This window comes from Streptomyces sp. NPDC002386, from assembly GCF_053593175.1.
Window position 1 is genome coordinate 422,764 of the sequence record NZ_JBSFBX010000003.1, and the last position, 17,943, is coordinate 440,706.

A 17,943-nucleotide genomic window follows, 5' to 3' on the forward strand; every position below is an offset into this window, starting at 1 on the left:
GGGGACTTCTCGGCGCCGGGCGCTGCCACGCGGGCACGGTCACGGACTCGTACCGCCGCGTCCGGCTGCGGGCCTTCCGTGTCTCCACGGTGTCTCCAAGCCGGCTCCGCGCCCCTCGGCGGGGCGGCGTGTTCACTCCACCGGGTGACCGGGGCCCGGGCGACGTACCCTGGGAACCCCCGGCCCGCCCCGCGTGTCGGGTGGTTCGCGTTGCCCATACCCGGACGGAAAGCCTCTCCATGAGCCTGCACGGTCTGCTCGACGCCGTAGTCAAGGACCCCGCCCTCGCCGAAGCGATCGAGGCGGCGGCGGACGGCAACCGCATGCACGTAGACCTGGTCGGTCCCCCCGCGGCCCGCCCCTTCGCGGTCGCCGCCCTGGCCCGGGAGGCCGGCCGGCCGGTGCTCGCGGTCACCGCCACCGGACGGGAGGCCGAGGACCTGGCCGCCGCCCTGCGCACCCTGCTGCCCCCGCAGACGGTCGCGGAGTACCCCTCCTGGGAGACGCTGCCCCACGAGCGGCTCAGCCCGCGCAGCGACACCGTCGGCCGCCGCCTCGCCGTACTGCGCCGCCTCGCCCACCCCAGCACCGACGACCCCGAGACCGGGCCCGTCTCCGTCGTCGTCGCCCCCGTGCGCTCCGTGCTCCAGCCGCAGGTCAAGGGCCTCGGCGACCTGGAGCCGGTGTCCCTGAGAACGGGCCGGAGCGCCGACCTGAACGAGGTCGTCGAAGCCCTCGCGGCCGCCGCCTACGCACGCGTGGAGCTGGTCGAGAAGCGCGGCGAGTTCGCGGTGCGCGGCGGCATCCTGGACGTGTTCCCGCCCACCGAGGAACACCCCCTGCGCGTCGAGTTCTGGGGCGACGACGTCGAGGAGATCCGCTATTTCAAGGTCGCCGACCAGCGCTCCCTGGAGGTCGCCGAGCACGGTCTGTGGGCCCCGCCCTGCCGCGAGCTGCTGCTCACCGACGAGGTGCGCTCGCGCGCGCGTGCCCTCGCCGAGGAGCACCCGGAGCTGGGTGAACTGCTGAACAAGATCGCCGAGGGCATCGCGGTCGAGGGCATGGAGTCCCTCGCCCCCGTCCTGGTCGACGACATGGAGCTGCTGCTCGACGTGCTCCCCGGCGGCGCCATGGCCGTCGTCTGCGACCCGGAGCGGGTCCGCACCCGCGCCGCCGACCTCGTCGCCACCTCCCAGGAGTTCCTGCAGGCCTCCTGGGCCGCGACGGCGGGCGGAGGCGAGGCGCCCATCGACGTCGGCGCGGCCTCCCTGTGGTCCATCGCCGACGTCCGCGACCGCGCGCGCGAGCTGAACATGATGTGGTGGTCGGTGTCGCCGTTCGCGGCCGACGAGCAGCTCGACGCGGACACCCTCAAGCTCGGCATGCACGCCACCGAGACCTACCGCGGCGACACCGCGCGGGCCCTCGCCGACACCAAGGGCTGGCTCGCCGACGGCTGGCGCACCGTGTTCGTCACCGAGGGCCACGGCCCGGCCGCCCGCACCGTCGAGGTGCTCGGCGGCGAGGGCATCGCCGCCCGCCTGCACGCCGACCTCGGCGAGCTGAGCCCCTCCGTGGTGCACGTCTCCTGCGGCTGCATCGACTACGGCTTCGTGGACCCGGCGCTGAAGCTGGCCGTCCTCACCGAGACCGACCTCTCCGGCCAGAAGGCCTCCGGCCGCGACGGCGCCCGGATGCCGGCCCGGCGCCGCAAGACGATCGACCCGCTCACCCTGGAGGCGGGCGACTACATCGTCCACGAGCAGCACGGCGTCGGCCGCTACATCGAGATGGTGCAGCGCACCGTGCAGGGCGCCACCCGCGAGTACCTGGTCGTGGAGTACGCCCCCGCCAAGCGCGGCCAGCCCGGTGACCGCCTCTACATCCCCACCGACCAGCTCGAGCAGATCACCAAGTACGTCGGCGGCGAGGCGCCCACCCTGCACCGCCTGGGCGGCGCCGACTGGACCAAGACCAAGGCGCGCGCGAAGAAGGCCGTCAAGGAGATCGCCGCCGACCTGATCAAGCTCTACAGCGCCCGCATGGCCGCCCCCGGCCACGCCTTCGGCGCCGACTCGCCGTGGCAGCGCGAGCTGGAGGACGCCTTCCCCTACGCGGAGACCCCCGACCAGCTCACCACCATCGCCGAGGTCAAGGAGGACATGGAGAAGACGGTCCCCATGGACCGCCTGATCTGCGGCGACGTCGGCTACGGCAAGACCGAGATCGCCGTGCGGGCCGCCTTCAAGGCCGTACAGGACGGCAAGCAGGTCGCCGTGCTCGTCCCCACCACCCTGCTGGTCCAGCAGCACTTCGGGACGTTCTCCGAGCGGTACGCGCAGTTCCCGGTCAGCGTGAAGGCCCTCTCCCGCTTCCAGACCGACACCGAGGCCAAGGCCGTCCTGGAGGGCCTGAAGGAGGGCTCGGTGGACGTCGTCATCGGCACCCACCGCCTGTTCGCCTCCGAGACCAAGTTCAAGGACCTCGGCCTGGTCATCGTGGACGAGGAGCAGCGCTTCGGCGTCGAGCACAAGGAGCAGCTGAAGAAGCTCCGCGCCAACGTCGACGTCCTGACCATGTCCGCCACCCCGATCCCGCGCACCCTGGAGATGGCGGTCACCGGCATCCGCGAGATGTCCACCATCACCACCCCGCCCGAGGAGCGGCACCCCGTCCTCACCTTCGTCGGGCCGTACGAGGAGAAGCAGATCGGCGCCGCCGTACGCCGTGAACTGCTGCGCGAGGGCCAGGTCTTCTACATCCACAACCGGGTCGAGTCCATCGACCGGGCCGCGGCCCGTCTGCGCGAGATCGTCCCCGAGGCGCGGATCGCCACCGCGCACGGCCAGATGTCGGAGACCGCGCTGGAACAGGTGGTCGTCGACTTCTGGGAGAAGAAGTTCGACGTGCTGGTGTCGACCACGATCGTCGAGTCCGGCATCGACATCTCCAACGCCAACACCCTCATCGTCGAGCGCGGCGACAACTTCGGCCTGTCCCAGCTCCACCAGCTCCGCGGCCGCGTCGGCCGGGGACGGGATCGCGGATACGCCTACTTCCTGTACCCGCCGGAGAAGCCGCTGACGGAGACCGCGCACGAGCGCCTGGCCACCATCGCCCAGCACACCGAGATGGGCGCGGGCATGTACGTCGCCATGAAGGACCTGGAGATCCGCGGCGCCGGAAACCTCCTCGGCGGCGAGCAGTCCGGGCACATCGCGGGCGTCGGCTTCGACCTGTACGTCCGCATGGTCGGCGAGGCCGTCGCCGACTACCGGCGGCAGCTCGAGACCGGCGAGATCGAGGAGGAGCCGCCGCTCGAGGTCAAGATCGAGCTGCCCGTCGACGCGCACGTCCCGCACGACTACGCCCCCGGCGAGCGGCTGCGCCTGCAGGCGTACCGCGCCATCGCCTCCGCCAACTCGGAGGAGGACGTCAAGGCCGTCCGCGAGGAGCTCACCGACCGCTACGGCAAGCTGCCCGAGCCGGTGGAGAACCTGCTGCTGGTGGCCGGGCTGCGGATGCTCGCGCGGGCGTGCGGCGTCGGCGAGATCGTCCTGCAGGGCAACAACATCCGCTTCGCGCCGGTGGAGCTGCGCGAGTCGCAGGAGCTCAGGCTCAAGCGGCTGTACCCGGGCACGGTCATCAAGCCGGCCGCGCACCAGGTCCTCGTCCCCCGGCCGAAGACCGCGAAGGTCGGCGGCAAGCCGCTCGTCGGCCGCGAACTGCTGGGCTGGGTCGGCGAGTTCCTCGCCTCGGTCCTGGGGTCGTAGCAGTCGCGGGTGCGGGGCGGGAGGGCGGACCCTCCCGCCCCGCAGCCGTGCCGCGGCCGCCGACGGCGGAGCACGGAATTTCGCGGTGATCATCCCGATTGCGGACCGATCGCCCCTTTGAGCCCCATCTGCTGTGCGCCGTACGCCCGTTACGGTGGACGCCGACACGAGCCGCCCGCGCACAGGGCGGACAGGGCGAGCGAGGGGAACGCACCGTGACGCGTCTGAGGGGCGGGGCGGTCGCCGCGGCGGTCGTCGTGGCGGTGTCCGTGGCCGGCTGCAAGAGCGACCCGATCGGCGGGGCCCCGGGCCCCGTGGAGAAGGCGCACGGGGGAGCGGCCCTGTCCGCCGCCGACTCGCTGACCGTCAAGGGCCGGGCCCCCAAGACCGGTTACTCGCGCGAGCGCTTCGGCTCCGCCTGGGCCGACACCGACTCCAACTCCTGCGACACGCGCGACGACATCCTCAAGCGCGACCTGGAGCAGGTGAAGTACACCGACGGGGACTGCAAGGTCTCCTACGGCCTGCTGAAGCCCGACCCCTACTCCGGCAAGGTCATCACCTACCGGCGCGGCCGCAGCCAGGTCGACATCGACCACCTCGTCGCCCTCTCGGACGCCTGGCAGAAGGGCGCCAAGTACTGGGAGCCCGGCAAGCGCATAGCCCTGGCCAACGACCCGCTCAACCTCCTGGCGGTCGACGCGGGCACCAACCGCGGCAAGGGCGACGGCGACACGGCCACCTGGCTGCCGCCCGACAAGGGCTACCGCTGCGTCTACGTCGCCGCCCAGGTGGCGGTGAAGAAGAAGTACGGCCTGTGGGTCACCGCCGCCGAGAAGGCCGCGATGAAGAAGGTGCTCGCCACCTGCCCGGACCAGAAGCTGCCCACGGGCGGCAATCCCACGAACGCCCCGGAGCGCTTCAAGGCCCGGTGAGCGGCAATTCGGTTTCCCGGGGCGGTCCGCACCGCCTACGGTGACCCGCATGGACGTGAGGGTGAGCAGCGTCGCCGAGCGGCCCGACCGGCTCCCGGCGGTGTTCGAGATGGCCGACACCTGGCCGGAGTTCGTGACCAGCGACCCCGTGGGCAACGCCCACTACGGCCGCATCCCCACCGAACTGCCCGAGTACGCGCTGTTCGCCGAGGACGAGCGCGGCGAGGTCGTCGCACACGCCTTCAGCGTCCCCTTCTCCCTCGCCGCCGAGGGCCGGGGCACCCTGCCCGCCCGCGGCTGGGACCAGGTCCTGCTGTGGGCCTTCGCCGACCTGCGCCGCGGCACCCGCCCCGACACGGTCAGCGCGATCTCCGTGGTCATCGCCCCGCACGCCCAGGGGCACGGCCTGTCGGCCGTCATGCTCTCGGCGATGCGGGACAACGCCCGCGCCCGCGGCTTCCGAGAGGTCGTAGCCCCCGTCCGCCCCAGCGCCAAGCACCGCGAACCGCGCACCCCGATCGCCGAGTACGCCCACCGGGTCCGCCCGGACGGTCTGCCGGAGGACCCGTGGCTGCGGGTGCACGCCCGCGCCGGTGCCACCGTCGACTCCGTCGCCCCGGCGTCCATGACCGTCGGCGCCTCCCTCGAGGAGTGGCGCCGCTGGACCGGGCTGCCCTTCGACACCCGGGGGGACGTCGAGGTGCCCGGCGCGCTGGTCCCGGTCCACTGCGAACCGGAGCGCGGGTACGCCGTCTACGTCGAACCCAACGTGTGGATGCGTCACCCGCTCTGACCCGGCGCCGGGCCCCGGCCCGCTCTCAGCCGCCCAGGGCGTCCAGGTCGATGACCTTCCCGGCGGGCTTGCGCGCCGGCACCGGCTGGTCGAAGTCGCCGAAGGACAGGTGCACCGGCTCCTTGGCGCCGGGCGCGCTGTCGACCTTGAGCAGGTACGGCTTGCCCTCGGTCGCCACGTACAGCGTGTAGCGGTCCTTGCCGTCCTTCTCGTGCAGCACGATCGCCGGGGTGCCGTCGACGGTGGTGGTCTGCCCGCGGGTGGCGTCGGAGCTGACGTCACCCGCGCCGGCCAGCACCGAGTTCAGGTCGCAGAAGCCCGCGATGTCCTTGGCGTCCTGACCCTTCACCGCCATCTTGGTCCACTTGCCGGCCAGCATGTCCACGGCCGCGTCGGTGTCGGCCCTGGACTCGCCCTTGCTCTGGGCGCGCAGGAACGCCTCGTCGTACTTCATGTAGACGGTGCTGCCGGTCTTGACCAGGTCGGCCTTGCCCTGGCCGCCCATGCTCATCGTGCCGGCGCACTCGCCCTTCTTGTCCAGGGCCATGTCGAGCCCGATGGTGCCCGTGCTCTCGTCGTCGGCGACGTCGCCCTTCATCCGGAGCGACGAGGCCCCGGTGGTGGCCTTCAGCGCGCGGTCGGCGATCTCGCCGCCGCTCAGCCCGGCGAACGGGCCCTTCGGCTTGCTGTCCGCCTTGTCCTGCCCCGGCAGACAGCCGGTGATTCCCGCGGTGGCCGCGGCGATCAGGCAGAGGGCGGCAAGTGCGGTTCGGCGCATGACAGTTCCTTGCTGAGAGAAGTGGGGTGAGATGTGGTGAGGAGTGGAGCGGTGCGTGGTGGTGTGTGAGGTGCGGTGCGGGCGCGGTGCGCGGAGCGGTCGCGGTGCGTGGCGCGGTTGGGGGTGCGGTCGCGGGCGTGGCGCGGTTGGGGGTGCGGTGGCGGTGCGGTGCGGCGGCGGTGAACGGGGCGGTCAGGCCGTCTTCTTCCAGTTCCCGCAGCCGGTCGTCTTGAAGTAGGCGTCACCGGCGCCGATGGTGACGACGGCCGTGCCCTTCACGTTGTTGTTGGCGATGATCGAGTCGAGCCCGTGCTCGGCGTCCTTGGTGCGCTCCCAGTAGCAGGAGTCGTCGCTGTTGCCGGCCGACTTGTAGGTGCCCGGCGCGATGTCGCTGCCGACCTTGAACATGCCGCCGTCGCCGTCCATGGAGGACGCGGGCGAGCCCTTCGCCTTCGCGGCGACGGCCTCCCAGTCCGCGCAGCCGTTCGACTTGAACAGCTTGTCACCGGCCTTGACGGTGACGTAGCTCGTGCCCGAGACGTTGTCGTTGGCCAGGATGGAGTCCATCTCGCCCGAGGCGTCCTTGGCCCGCTCCCAGTAGCACATGCCGTCGGTGTTGCCGGTCGTGCGGTAGGTGCCGGGCTTGATGTCGGAGCCGACCTGGAACTCGCCGTCCCCGTCGAAGGCGGCCTTCTTCCTCGCCGCCGCCTTGCCTCCCGAGTCCTTCCCGGCACCCGTGCCCTGCTTCGAGCCGGGCCGGTGCGCGGCGGACGCCGAGGTGTCCTTGCCGCTGCCGGATCCGCCGCCCTTGCCGTCGTCGGCGTTGGCGGACACGGCGGCGATGACGACGACCCCGACGACGGCGCCCAGCGCGATCTTGCCCTTCATACCCATGACGGAACCCCTCCCCGATGCGGCGACCGCCCCCTCCGGCTGGCCGCTCGTTCGCTGGGTCAATAAGATCAGAGCCTGTGAACCGAGTCAACACGGTTCACAGACGTGAGTCGATACACGTCGTGAATGCCTGGATCCTGTGTACGCCGGTATGCTCGCCGCACAACGGGACGAGGGGAGCGTGGCCGGTGCAGGACAACGCGACAGAGGTGACCGCCGCCGGTATCGCGCGGCTCGCCGGAGTGGGCCGAGCCGCCGTCAGCAACTGGCGCCGCCGGCACGCCGACTTCCCGAAGCCGGTCGGCGGCACCGAGACCAGCCCGTCCTTCGCACTCGCCGAGGTGGAGGCATGGCTGCGCGACCAGGGCAAACTCGCCGAGGTCCCGCTGCGCGAACGCGTCTGGCAGCAGCTCGCCGGGCATCCCGATGGTCCGGTCACCGCGCTGGTGCACGCCGGCTGCGCGCTGCTGCTCATCCATGAGCGGCCCACCGTCTGGCTGGACGTGAGCGCCGGCTCCGACGAGCGCCTGGCCGCGATGCTGCCGGGCGCGCTGGAACAGGTGCTGGGTGTGAACACACCGCCCGCCGTGAACACCGGCACCCACGCTCACACCCCGCCCGTCGCTCACACCCCCGCGCTGCGTACCCCGACCGGCCCCCAGCTCCTCCCCTCCGTCCCCCTCCTGCGCGGCGCCGCCGAACTGGCCGCCGAGACGGGGGCGCGGCAGACCTTCGAGTTCCTGCTGGGCCGCCATCTGGACGCCAACCCGCGCCAGTACACGCTCACCCCGGCCGAACTCGCCCGGCTGATGGCCGACCTCGCGGGCCCCGCCCGCACCGTCCTCGACCCGGCCTGCGGCACCGGCGCCCTGCTGCGCGCCGTCGACAGCCGCCCCGACCAGGAGCTGTACGCCCAGGACGGAGCCCCCGACCTCGCGGCCCTCACCGCCCTGCGCCTGCGGCTGCAGTCCCGCGCCGCCGTGCACGCCGCCGCCGGTGACACCCTGCGCGCCGACGCCCACCCGGAGCTGCGCGCCGAGGCCGTGCTGTGCCACCCGCCGTTCAACGAGCGCAACTGGGGCCACGACGAACTCGCCTACGACGCCCGCTGGGAGTACGGCTTCCCGGCCCGCACCGAGTCCGAACTGGCCTGGGTGCAGCACGCGCTGGCCCGGCTCACCGACGGCGGCACCGCCGTACTGCTCATGCCGCCGGCCGCCGCCTCCCGCCGCTCCGGGCGCCGGATCCGCGCCGACCTGCTGCGCCGGGGCGCGCTGCGCGCCGTCGTCGCGCTGCCGGTCGGGGCGGCGCCGCCGTACAACATCCCGCTCCACGTCTGGGTGCTGCGCCGCCCCGACCGGACGCCCGCGGCCCCCGAGGTGCTGCTCGCCGACACCGGACGGTTCGCCGGCGAGGCGCGCGGCGGCCCCGACTGGCAGGCGGTGCGGGAGGCCGTGCTCGACGCCTGGCGCGCCTTCGAACGCGCCGGGCGGCTGACGGAGCGGCCCGGGCTGGCCCGGTCCGTGCCGGTCATCGAACTCCTCGACGACGACGTGGACCTGGCCCCCGCCCGCCATCTGCCGCCCGCGGCGGCCGCCGACGGCGCGGAGCAGCTCATGTCGGTACGCGAGCGCCTCGGCGAGACACTGCGGCTGACCGCCGATCTCACCCCGCCCCCCGTCGAACCGGCGCCCCCCGCGCGCTGGCCGCTCACCACCGTCGGTGAACTCGCGCGCGGAGGCACGCTGGTGCTGCGCACCGGCGGCACCGGCGGCCGCGCGCGCGTGCCCGTCCTCACCGACCACGACGTGCTCGCCGGAACGGCGCCCTCCGGGTCGCTGCCGGAGAGCGACGAGGAGGCCGTGCTGACGGAACCGGGCGACGTGGTCGTGCCGGTGCTCGGCGGCGGCTCGGTGGCCCGGGTGATCGGCGAGGCGACGCGGGGCGCCGCCCTGGGCCGCAACCTGGTGCTGCTGCGGCCCGATCCGGCGGCGCTGGACCCGTGGTTCCTCGCCGGTTTCCTGCGCGGGACGGCCAACCACCGCCAGGCCAGCAGCTATGCCTCCACGGCCACCCGCCTGGACGTGCGCCGCCTCCAGCTCCCCCGGCTCCCGTTCGACGAACAGCGGCGCTACGGCGCGCGGTTCCGCGCCCTCGACGAGTTCGAGCGGGCCGTGCGGCACGCGAGCCGGCTCGGGGAGCGGCTGGTGCGCGGGATGTACGACGGGCTCACGGACGGCACCGTCGCGCCGGATTGACGGTGCTCCCGGACAACGGTTCGGTACAACCCGGACCGCTTGTCCGTGCCGGGCCATATGCTCGAAGCGACCATCGCACGAGTGGTGTCAGCCCGGCGGAGCACACCGGGCGGACAGGCACGCCCATTTCAGGCATCAGGAGCAGCCATGCAAGGCCACGGCTACGCACAGCCGGTGAAGCAGCCGCCGCACAACGCGTGGCTGGTCCTCGTGCGGGTGCTGCTGGTGGCGTTCGGTGTCCTCAGCGCCGGCTTCCTGGCCTGGGCGATGCTGCTGCGGCTGGCCGCCGTCACCCGCAGGTCGCTGGACTGGGGCCTGTTCGTGGCCGGACTGGCGGCGGACTTCCTCGCCATCGTCCTGGTGGGCAGCGAACCCGGTGAGGAGGTCCACACCCCCGGCGGCTACCTGGGCATGACGCTGCTGCTGGGCGGCCTGGTGGTCATCACCGTGTACTACCTGGTCGCGGAGATCCGCCACTTCCAGCGGCTGCGCCAGACGCACGTGAACGGGACGGTGTCCGGCTACGGGTACCCGGGACCGGCGACGCCGTTCCACGCGACGGCCATGCGGCAGACCCCGGTGCCCGCGCCGCCCCCGGCGCACCACACACCCGTGCCGCAGCCCCCGCCGGTCGCCCCGCCGCCGCAGCGCCCCGCGCCCGCCCGCATCGACCAGGTGCGCGCCGAACTGGACGAGCTGAGCGACTACCTGCGCAAGCACGACGGCCACCACGACGGCGACGGCGTGCGGGACGCCGGCCACGAGGGCGGACGGTGAGCGTGGCGGCGGGACGCGTCGTCGCCGGCCGCTACGAACTGTCCACGCTCATCGGCCAGGGCGGCATGGGCCAGGTGTGGACGGCGTACGACCAGCGGCTGGACCGGCGGGTGGCGGTGAAGCTGCTGCGCCCGGACAAGGTGGCCGGGCAGGAGGCGGACGAGCTGCGCCGCCGTTTCGTGCGCGAGTGCCGGGTGACCGCGCAGGTCGACCACCCGGGCCTGGTCACGGTGCACGACGCGGGCAGCGAGGGCGAGGAGCTGTTCCTCGTCATGCAGTACGTCGACGGCGCCGACCTCTCCGACCACCTCGCCGAGCACGACCCGTACCCCTGGCAGTGGGCGGTGGCGGTGGCCGCGCAGCTCTGCGCCGTGCTGAGCGCGGTGCACGCCGTGCCGATCGTGCACCGCGACCTCAAACCGCGGAACGTCATGGTGAAGCAGGACGGCACGGTCACCGTCCTCGACCTGGGCGTGGCCTCCGTCATGGACACCGACACCACCCGTCTCACCCACACCGGCTCCCCGATCGGCTCGCCCGCCTACATGGCGCCCGAGCAGGCCATGGGCGGCGCGGTCGGCCCGTACACCGACCTGTACGCGCTCGGGGTGCTGATGCACGAACTGCTCAGCGGCGACGTGCCGTTCGCCGGCTCGACCGCGCTCGGCGTGCTGCACCGGCACCTGTACGAGCCGCCGGTGCCGGTGCGCCGCCTCCGTCCCGAGGTGCCCGAGGCGCTGGAGTCGCTCGTCCTGCGCCTGCTCGCGAAGGACCCCCAGCACCGGCCGGACTCCGCGCAGGAGGTGTACGAGCACCTGGCGCTGCTGCTGCCCGCGCGCGGCATGCCCACCGGGGCTCCGCTGGATCCGACGCGCCCCTTCCTGCGTCCGCACGCTCCCTGGCCGGACCGCGCGCGCACGCCCGCGCCGCAGCCCGCCCCCGTCGCGCCCGCGCCGCCCGTCGCCGAGAAGCCCGATGTCGCCGCCGCCGTCGACGAGGTCAAGCGCCTGCTCGGGGAGGGCCGCATCACCCAGGCCGTGGACATACTCGGCGCGATCCTGCCCGCCGCGGCCGAACAGCACGGCGAGCGCTCCCCGGTGGTGCGCACCCTGCGCAGGCAGTACGCGGCCACCCTGCTGGACGACGGCCAGTACCGGCGCGCGCTGCCCGAACTGCGCCGCCTCGCCGACGAGCGCGCCGCCGAGGCCGGGCAGGCCGACCCGCAGTCCCTGCGCTTCCGTTACGAGGCCGCCCAGTGCCTGGAGCAGCTCGGCGAACCGGCGGCGGCGCTCGCCGAGTACCGGGCGCTGCTGCCGTACTACGAGAACCAGTACGTCTCCGGCGATCCGCAGCTCGCCCACGACGTGCGCCGCCGCATCGGCCACCTGCTGCTCGCCGTCGGCGACCGGCCGGCCGCCCACGACACGCTGGCGCGGCTGCTGGTGGACGTCGAGCGCTTCCGCGGCCCCGGCGACCCGATGGCCGCGGAGATCCGCCGGACCCTGCAATGGCTGGGGCAGGTGCGCGGCTAGTCTTTGCCGTCGCCTGGGGGATTCTTGTGCTCTACAAGGGGTTGCGTTTCCCGAACGCATGATCGGCGCGGGATAGGTTGCGGTTCGTTTTCGCCACGCACTTTTGAGCAGGGGTGGGGTTTCCATGGCAGGTCATCGGCAGTCCAAGAGGCGCAGGTACATCACGTGGGCCGTGGCGGGCACGGCCGCCCTCGCGGGCGCGGGTCTCGCCGCGCAGACCTCGATGGCCGCCACGGCCTGGCCCGCGCAGAGGACGTTCACCGGCCGCGCCTTCGACACCTGCACCGCGCCCTCCAAGGCGACGATGAAGGCCTGGCACACCGGCTTCTACGGCGCCGCCGCCGTCTACGTGGGCGGCAGGAACCGCGGCTGCGCCCAGCCCAACCTGACGTCCTCGTGGGTGACGTACGTCAGCGGCCTCGGCTGGAAGCTCGTCCCGATCTACGTCGGCGCCCAGCCGCCCTGTCAGACCGGCTCCAACCCGGAGAAGCTCACCGCGTCCACCGCCGCCACCCTCGGCACCAGCGACGCCAACGACGCCGTGGCCAAGGCCGCCGCGCTCGGCATGAAGGCCGGCAGCGCGATCTACCTGGACATGGAGCCGTACGACGTCACGAACAAGTCGTGCAACGACGCCGTGCTCACCTACGTCCGCGCGTTCGACAAGGAACTGCGCGTCAAGACGTACCGCGCCGGCTACTACGGCTTCACCAGCTCCAGCGCCAAGGCCGTCGCGACCGCGAGCGACAAGACCGACCTGCCGGGCAACCTCTGGTACGCGCTGTGGGACAAGCAGAACACCACGACCGCCGACTGGCCCTGGGGTTCAACCCAGTTCACCGACCACAGCCGCGCCCACCAGTACATGGTCAACAGCAAGGAGTCGCACGGCGGCGTCACGCTCACCGTCGACCGTGACGCCTGGGACGCGCCGGTGGCCATCACCGGCTGACCCGTGCCCCGGCCCGGGGAGGCGCGGCGGTGCCCGAAGCGCGTGCGAATCGTTGGTCGAATGGGTTGGCCACAGGCTGCCCACTGCCTAACATCGATCACCGCAAGACTTTGTGCACCGCCGCACAAGCTCCCCCTGGAGGTCTCCTTGCACCGCCGCCGTCGCACCGCGCTCCTCCTCTCCGCCGCGATCGCCGCCGCGGCACCCGCACTCACCGCCTGCGGAAGCCAGTCGCACCCGGGCGCCGCCGCGGTCGTCGGAGGGGAGCGGATCACCGTCGCCCAGCTCGAGGGCCGGGTCAACGAGGTACGCCGGGCGCAGCGGTCGGTGGTGCCGGACGAGGCCCAGTACCAGCAGGTCCTCGCCTCCACCGGCAGCCTGACCCGCGACACCCTGCACAACATGGTCCTGGACCAGGTGCTGCATCGCGCCGCGCGGGACGCGGGGATCTCGGTCACCCGCAAGGAGGTCTCCGGGATGCGGGCCGGCCTGGAGCGGCAGGCCGGCGGCACCAAGGGCCTGGAGACCGCCTGGCTGCAGAAGTACGGCATCGCGCCCGGCCGCCTGGACGACAACCTCCGGCTCCAGCTCGAGGCGCAGAAGCTCGCCGCGAAGCTCGGCACCGACACCACGCAGCCCGCGTTCTGGAAGGCCCTGTCCCGGGCCTCCCAGGAACTCCACGTCGACCTCAACCCGCGCTACGGCGCCTGGGACGTGCAGAAGAGCGGCCGCGTGGACGCCAGGACGCCCTGGGTGCGGGAGGTCACGGCGACGGCGGCGCAGCAGCCGGCGTAGCGGTCGGCTACCGGTGGTCGGTCGTACGATCACACGTCGTCCCCGCCCTGTGGACAACCGATCCCGTCCTTTCCGGGCGTGGGTTACGTTCGGATCGTGAACGCAACCAGTCCCGAAGCCGGCCCCGGCCGCATCGTCCTGCTCACCACCAGCCACCGTGTCGCGCCCGGCCTGCTGTCCTGGCCTGCCTGGCAGGCGCTGCGCGCCGCCGACGCCGTGCTGTGCGCGGACGGCGCCCATCCGCAGCTCCCCTATCTGCGGGAGGCCGGGATATCCGTGGCGGAGGCGTCGCCCACCGCGCAGGAACTGGTCGACGCCTGCGCGGGCGGGCGGACGGTGGTGGTCGTGGCCACGGGGGAGGGGGAGCCCGCCCTCACCGACGGGCTCGCCCGCCTCGCCGGTTCCGGGCGGTTCCGGATGCCGGAGCTGGAGCTGCTGCCCGCCTCCTACGACCTGCCCGGCGCCCGGCTCCTCGACCTCGTCCAGGTCATGGACCGCATCCGCGTCGAATGCCCCTGGTCGTCCCGGCAGACCCACCTGGGACTGGCGAAGTACGGGATCGAGGAGGCGTACGAACTGGTCGAGGCGATCGAGGCCGGCGACCGGGAGGAACTGCGCGAGGAACTGGGCGACGTCCTGCTCCAGGTCGTCTTCCACTCCCGCATCGCCGAGGAGGACCCGGAGGCCCCGTTCTCCGTCGACGACGTGGCCGGCGGCATCGTCGCCAAGCTGATCCACCGCCACCCGCACGTCTTCGGCGACGAGACGGCCGAGACCCCGGAGGACGTCAAGGAGCACTGGCTGCGCACCAAGGCCGAGGAGAAGCGGCGCACCTCCGTCACCGAGGGCGTCCCCCTAGGCCAGCCCGGCCTCGCCCTCGCCGCCAAGCTCGCCTCCCGCACCCGCACGGCGGGCCTTCGGGTGCCGCTGCCCGAGGGCGAGGGCGTCGGCTACGAACTGCTGGCCCTGGCGGTTGGCGCGGAGGCCGACGGAGTGGACCCGGAGGCGGCGCTGCGGGCGGCGGCCCGGGTGTACCGGGACGCGATACGGGCGGCCGAGAGCTGACACCTCCGCCGAGCCACTCGGTGACGGCGCCTCAGGTCAGTACCGTTGCCCCAGGGCACGCACGGACGGCCAGGGGGCACGAGTGGAACAGCAGTTGGAGGAGATGGCGGCCGAGGGGGCGGATGTCCTCGTCGACTGGCTGTGGAAGCGGCCCGGCGACGCAAGGGCCGTGGAGGTGTTCGCGGCGTGGTTCGAGCGCCACGGGCAGCCCGGGTACGCCCTGCTGGTCCGCGGTTTCCACAGCAACAGCGCGCCGTCCGACACCCGGACGGCGGCGCACGACCGGTGGAGCAGGCGCGTCGGGGCCGTGCTCGCCCAGGACGACGACGGACGGGCGACGGTCGAACTCGTCGAGATGGTGAAGGAGTGCAGGCTCCGCGCACAGCCGCAGCCGCAGCCGCAGCCCCCGGTCACCGCCGTTCCGGCCCCGGCCGTCCCCGCCGGCGATCACGTCGACTTCAGCCGGAGCACGTTCCACGCCCCCGTCATCGGGGTCCAGCACAACACCTACGGAACCCATCCCGGCGGTGCCGCCCTCCCCGACCCCGGGACCTGGCCGCGGACCGGCACGGCCGACTGCATCGCCCTGGGCGTCCACCGGGCCCAGCGCCTCGGCAGGGGCGACGAACTGCCCCCGTACGTCGGCCGGGACGCCGACCACCGGCTGGTCCGGCTGCTGCGCCGGGGCGGTCTTGTCGTGGTGACCGGCGAGCCGCGGTCCGGCAAGAGCCGCACGGCGTGGCAGGCGGTCCGCGGCGTCCTGCCGGAGGAGACACGCGTGTACGCGCCCGCACCGGGAACGGACCTGCGCGCGCTGCCCGGGGTGCTGCGCGAGCGCCCGGGCTCGTACGTCCTGTGGCTGGACGACCTGGACGGCCACCTGGGCGAACACGGGCTGGACGCGGGGCTGCCGGCCCAGCTCGCCGCCCTCGGCGTGCCGGTCGTCGCGACGATGGACGACGAGGCCTACGACGCGCACCGGTTCGGCGGCGGACGGGCGGCCCGGGTGCTGGGCCGGGCCGAGACGGTCGAACTCGCCCGGGAGTGGAGCCCGCGCGAGCTGGCGGCGCTGGAGACCGTGGACGATCCCCGGCTGGCCGGCGCCCGGGACAGCCGCGGCCGGCTGACGGTGACCGAGTACCTGGCGGTCGGTCCCGAACTGTGGGACGAGTGGCGGCGGGCGCGCCGAGCCGGCGCGCACCCCGCCGGTCACTTCCTGGTCCGCGCGGCGGCCGACGCCGCGCGGTGCGGTCTCACCGGGCCGCTGCCGGCCGACGTGCTGGGCGAGATGGTGGCCGCGTACTTCGCCGACGTGCCTCCGGAGCAGTGGCAGGAGCACGAGAAGGACTGGGAGACCCGGGAGGAGGGCCTGGCCTGGGCGGCCGCACCCCGGCTGGGTCTGACCGGCCTGCTGGTCCAGGACCCCGAGGACGCCGACGCCTACGAGGTCCACGGATCACTGCGGGCGGACCTCGAGGCCGACGAGGCGTACGCGGACATACCGGTGTACGTCTGGCTCGAGGTGATGAGCGTCGCCGGGACGGAGGGGGCCGACGTCGTCGACGCCGTGGCCCGGGCGGCGGACCGGGAGCTGTCCGGCAGGGCGGAGGAGGGCGACGGCGGAGCCATGTTCCTGCTCGGCGTCATGGCGGAGATCCGGGAGGACCGGGACGGCTGCGTCACCTGGCTCGAGAGGGCGGTGGCCGCGGGCCTGCCGAGCGAGCAACTGGTGCGGGACGTGAACGCGATGCTGGGCGACATGCTCGTCGAGGCGGGGGAGTACGAGAAGGCCGTGCCCTGTCTGAGGGAGGCCGCCGAGCACGGTGACACCAACGCCGCGTACGCCCTCGCCCGCGCGCTGCGCCAGTGGGCCGACCACTGGATCCGGCGGGCCGCCGCCGACGGGCACGCGATGGCCAGGCACGAGCTGGCTTCCGCGACCGATACCGTCGGGGAGTGACCGACCAGCCCGCCCCGCCCAGCACCGCACCCGAACTGTTCACCTGGGAGTTCGCCGCCGATCCCTACCCCGCCTACGCCTGGCTGCGCGAGCACGAGCCGGTGCGCCGGACGCGGCTGCCCAGCGGGGTCGAGGCCTGGCTGGTCACCCGGTACGCCGACGCCCGGCAGGCCCTCGCCGACCAGCGGCTGAGCAAGAACCCCGCGCACCACGACGAGCCCGCGCACGCCAAGGGCAAGACCGGTATCCCGGGCGAGCGCAAGGCCGAGCTGATGACACACCTGCTGAACATCGACCCGCCGGACCACACCAGGCTGCGCCGGCTGGTCAGCAAGGCGTTCACACCCCGCCGGGTCGCCGAGTTCGCGCCCCGGGTGCAGGAGCTGACCGACGACCTCATCGACCGGTTCGCGCGGACGGGCTCCGCCGACCTCATCCACGAGTTCGCCTTCCCGCTGCCCATCTACGCCATCTGCGACCTGCTCGGCGTCCCGCGCGAGGACCAGGACGACTTCCGCGACTGGGCCGGGATGATGATCAGGCACGGCGGAGGACCGCGGGGCGGCGTCGCCCGGTCGGTGAAGAAGATGCGCGGCTACCTCGCCGAGCTGATCCACCGCAAGCGTGCGGCGCTGCCGGCCGAGCCCACCCCGGGCGAGGACCTGATCTCCGGCCTCATCCGCGCCTCCGACCACGGCGAGCACCTCACCGAGAACGAGGCCGCCGCGATGGCCTTCATCCTGCTGTTCGCCGGTTTCGAGACGACCGTCAACCTCATCGGCAACGGCACCTACGCCCTGCTCACCCACCCCGGGCAGCGTCACCGGCTGCAGGACTCCCTGGCCCGCGGCGAACAGGGCCTGCTCGAGACCGGGATCGAGGAACTGCTGCGCTTCGACGGCCCGGTCGAGCTGGCCACCTGGCGGTTCGCCACCGAGCCGCTCACGCTCGGCGGGCAGCACATCGCGGCCGGGGACCCGGTGCTCGTCGTCCTCGCCGCCGCGGACCGGGACCCGGAGCGGTTCGCCGACCCCGACGTCCTCGATCTCGCCCGCGGGGACAACCAGCACCTCGGCTACGGCCACGGCATCCACTACTGCCTCGGCGCCCCGCTGGCCCGCCTGGAGGGCCGCACCGCGCTCGCCACGCTCCTCACCCGCCTCCCCGACCTGCGGCTCGCGGCCGATCCGGCCGATCTGCGCTGGCGCGGCGGCCTCATCATGCGCGGGCTGCGCACCCTGCCCGTGGAGTTCACCCCGGTCGCGGAGCAGGTCGTACAACCTTGAACATGAAGGACGTTCAACTCTGTGATCTTCACGTGATCTGTGCGGCATGAACTTGTGACAAGTGATCGTATGCCTATACGTTCACCCATCAGCGCGGCCCGAGCGTTGGGCGCCGCGCCGGTCCCGCTGTCGCACGAAAGGCTTC

The 17,943-nt window shown here is 73.2% G+C and carries 13 protein-coding genes; 11 read left to right on the forward strand and 2 right to left on the reverse strand.

Annotation, left to right across the window (positions count from 1 at the left end; translation table 11 throughout):
- Positions 1-239: 239 nt before the first annotated feature.
- The 3 genes from mfd (at position 240) to ACWCPN_RS09090 (ending at position 5,501) form a co-directional block, all read left to right on the forward strand.
- Entirely contained in the window at positions 240-3,773 is a 3,534-nt protein-coding gene (gene mfd / locus ACWCPN_RS09080) for a transcription-repair coupling factor (protein WP_451203678.1), read from the forward strand.
- A gap of 215 nt (positions 3,774-3,988) precedes the next feature.
- Positions 3,989-4,708, forward strand: a complete 720-nt coding sequence (locus ACWCPN_RS09085; RefSeq protein ID WP_392403325.1) for an HNH endonuclease family protein — start codon at positions 3,989-3,991, stop codon at positions 4,706-4,708.
- Positions 4,709-4,757: 49 nt separating this feature from the next.
- Positions 4,758-5,501 (forward strand): N-acetyltransferase, encoded by a 744-nt coding sequence (locus tag ACWCPN_RS09090; protein ID WP_451203680.1) that lies wholly within the window; start codon positions 4,758-4,760, stop codon positions 5,499-5,501.
- Positions 5,502-5,526: 25 nt separating this feature from the next.
- Here the strand turns inward: ACWCPN_RS09090 and ACWCPN_RS09095 are convergent, their stop codons facing one another.
- Together ACWCPN_RS09095 and ACWCPN_RS09100 are read right to left on the reverse strand one after the other, a co-directional pair.
- The gene (locus ACWCPN_RS09095) at positions 5,527-6,279 is read right to left on the reverse strand and encodes a hypothetical protein (protein WP_451203682.1); all 753 of its coding nucleotides are present in this window, start codon (positions 6,277-6,279) and stop codon (positions 5,527-5,529) included.
- Positions 6,280-6,471: 192 nt separating this feature from the next.
- Positions 6,472-7,173, reverse strand: a complete 702-nt coding sequence (locus ACWCPN_RS09100; protein WP_451203684.1) for a hypothetical protein — start codon at positions 7,171-7,173, stop codon at positions 6,472-6,474.
- A gap of 188 nt (positions 7,174-7,361) precedes the next feature.
- Here ACWCPN_RS09100 and ACWCPN_RS09105 point away from each other — a divergent pair, with 188 nt between their 5' ends.
- From ACWCPN_RS09105 to ACWCPN_RS09140, 8 genes are all read left to right on the forward strand, one after another.
- Positions 7,362-9,431 (forward strand): N-6 DNA methylase, encoded by a 2,070-nt coding sequence (locus tag ACWCPN_RS09105; RefSeq protein WP_451203686.1) that lies wholly within the window; start codon positions 7,362-7,364, stop codon positions 9,429-9,431.
- A gap of 147 nt (positions 9,432-9,578) precedes the next feature.
- A complete protein-coding gene (locus ACWCPN_RS09110) occupies positions 9,579-10,208 on the forward strand; it encodes a hypothetical protein (RefSeq protein WP_451203688.1) in 630 nt (209 codons plus the stop codon).
- A gap of 38 nt (positions 10,209-10,246) precedes the next feature.
- Positions 10,247-11,740 (forward strand): protein kinase domain-containing protein, encoded by a 1,494-nt coding sequence (locus ACWCPN_RS09115; RefSeq protein ID WP_451203827.1) that lies wholly within the window; start codon positions 10,247-10,249, stop codon positions 11,738-11,740.
- Positions 11,741-11,864: 124 nt separating this feature from the next.
- A complete protein-coding gene (locus tag ACWCPN_RS09120; RefSeq protein ID WP_451203690.1) occupies positions 11,865-12,692 on the forward strand; it encodes a glycoside hydrolase domain-containing protein in 828 nt (275 codons plus the stop codon).
- Positions 12,693-12,839: 147 nt separating this feature from the next.
- Positions 12,840-13,487, forward strand: a complete 648-nt coding sequence (locus ACWCPN_RS09125) for a SurA N-terminal domain-containing protein (protein WP_451203692.1) — start codon at positions 12,840-12,842, stop codon at positions 13,485-13,487.
- Positions 13,488-13,583: 96 nt separating this feature from the next.
- On the forward strand, positions 13,584-14,552 hold the full coding sequence (locus ACWCPN_RS09130; RefSeq protein ID WP_392295436.1) for a nucleoside triphosphate pyrophosphohydrolase: 969 nt from the start codon (positions 13,584-13,586) through the stop codon (positions 14,550-14,552).
- A gap of 82 nt (positions 14,553-14,634) precedes the next feature.
- Entirely contained in the window at positions 14,635-16,512 is a 1,878-nt protein-coding gene (locus tag ACWCPN_RS09135) for a sel1 repeat family protein (protein ID WP_451203694.1), read from the forward strand.
- Positions 16,509-17,798, forward strand: a complete 1,290-nt coding sequence (locus ACWCPN_RS09140) for a cytochrome P450 family protein (RefSeq protein WP_451203696.1) — start codon at positions 16,509-16,511, stop codon at positions 17,796-17,798. The genes ACWCPN_RS09135 and ACWCPN_RS09140 overlap by 4 nt, the downstream gene beginning before the upstream one ends.
- Positions 17,799-17,943: the final 145 nt, after the last annotated feature.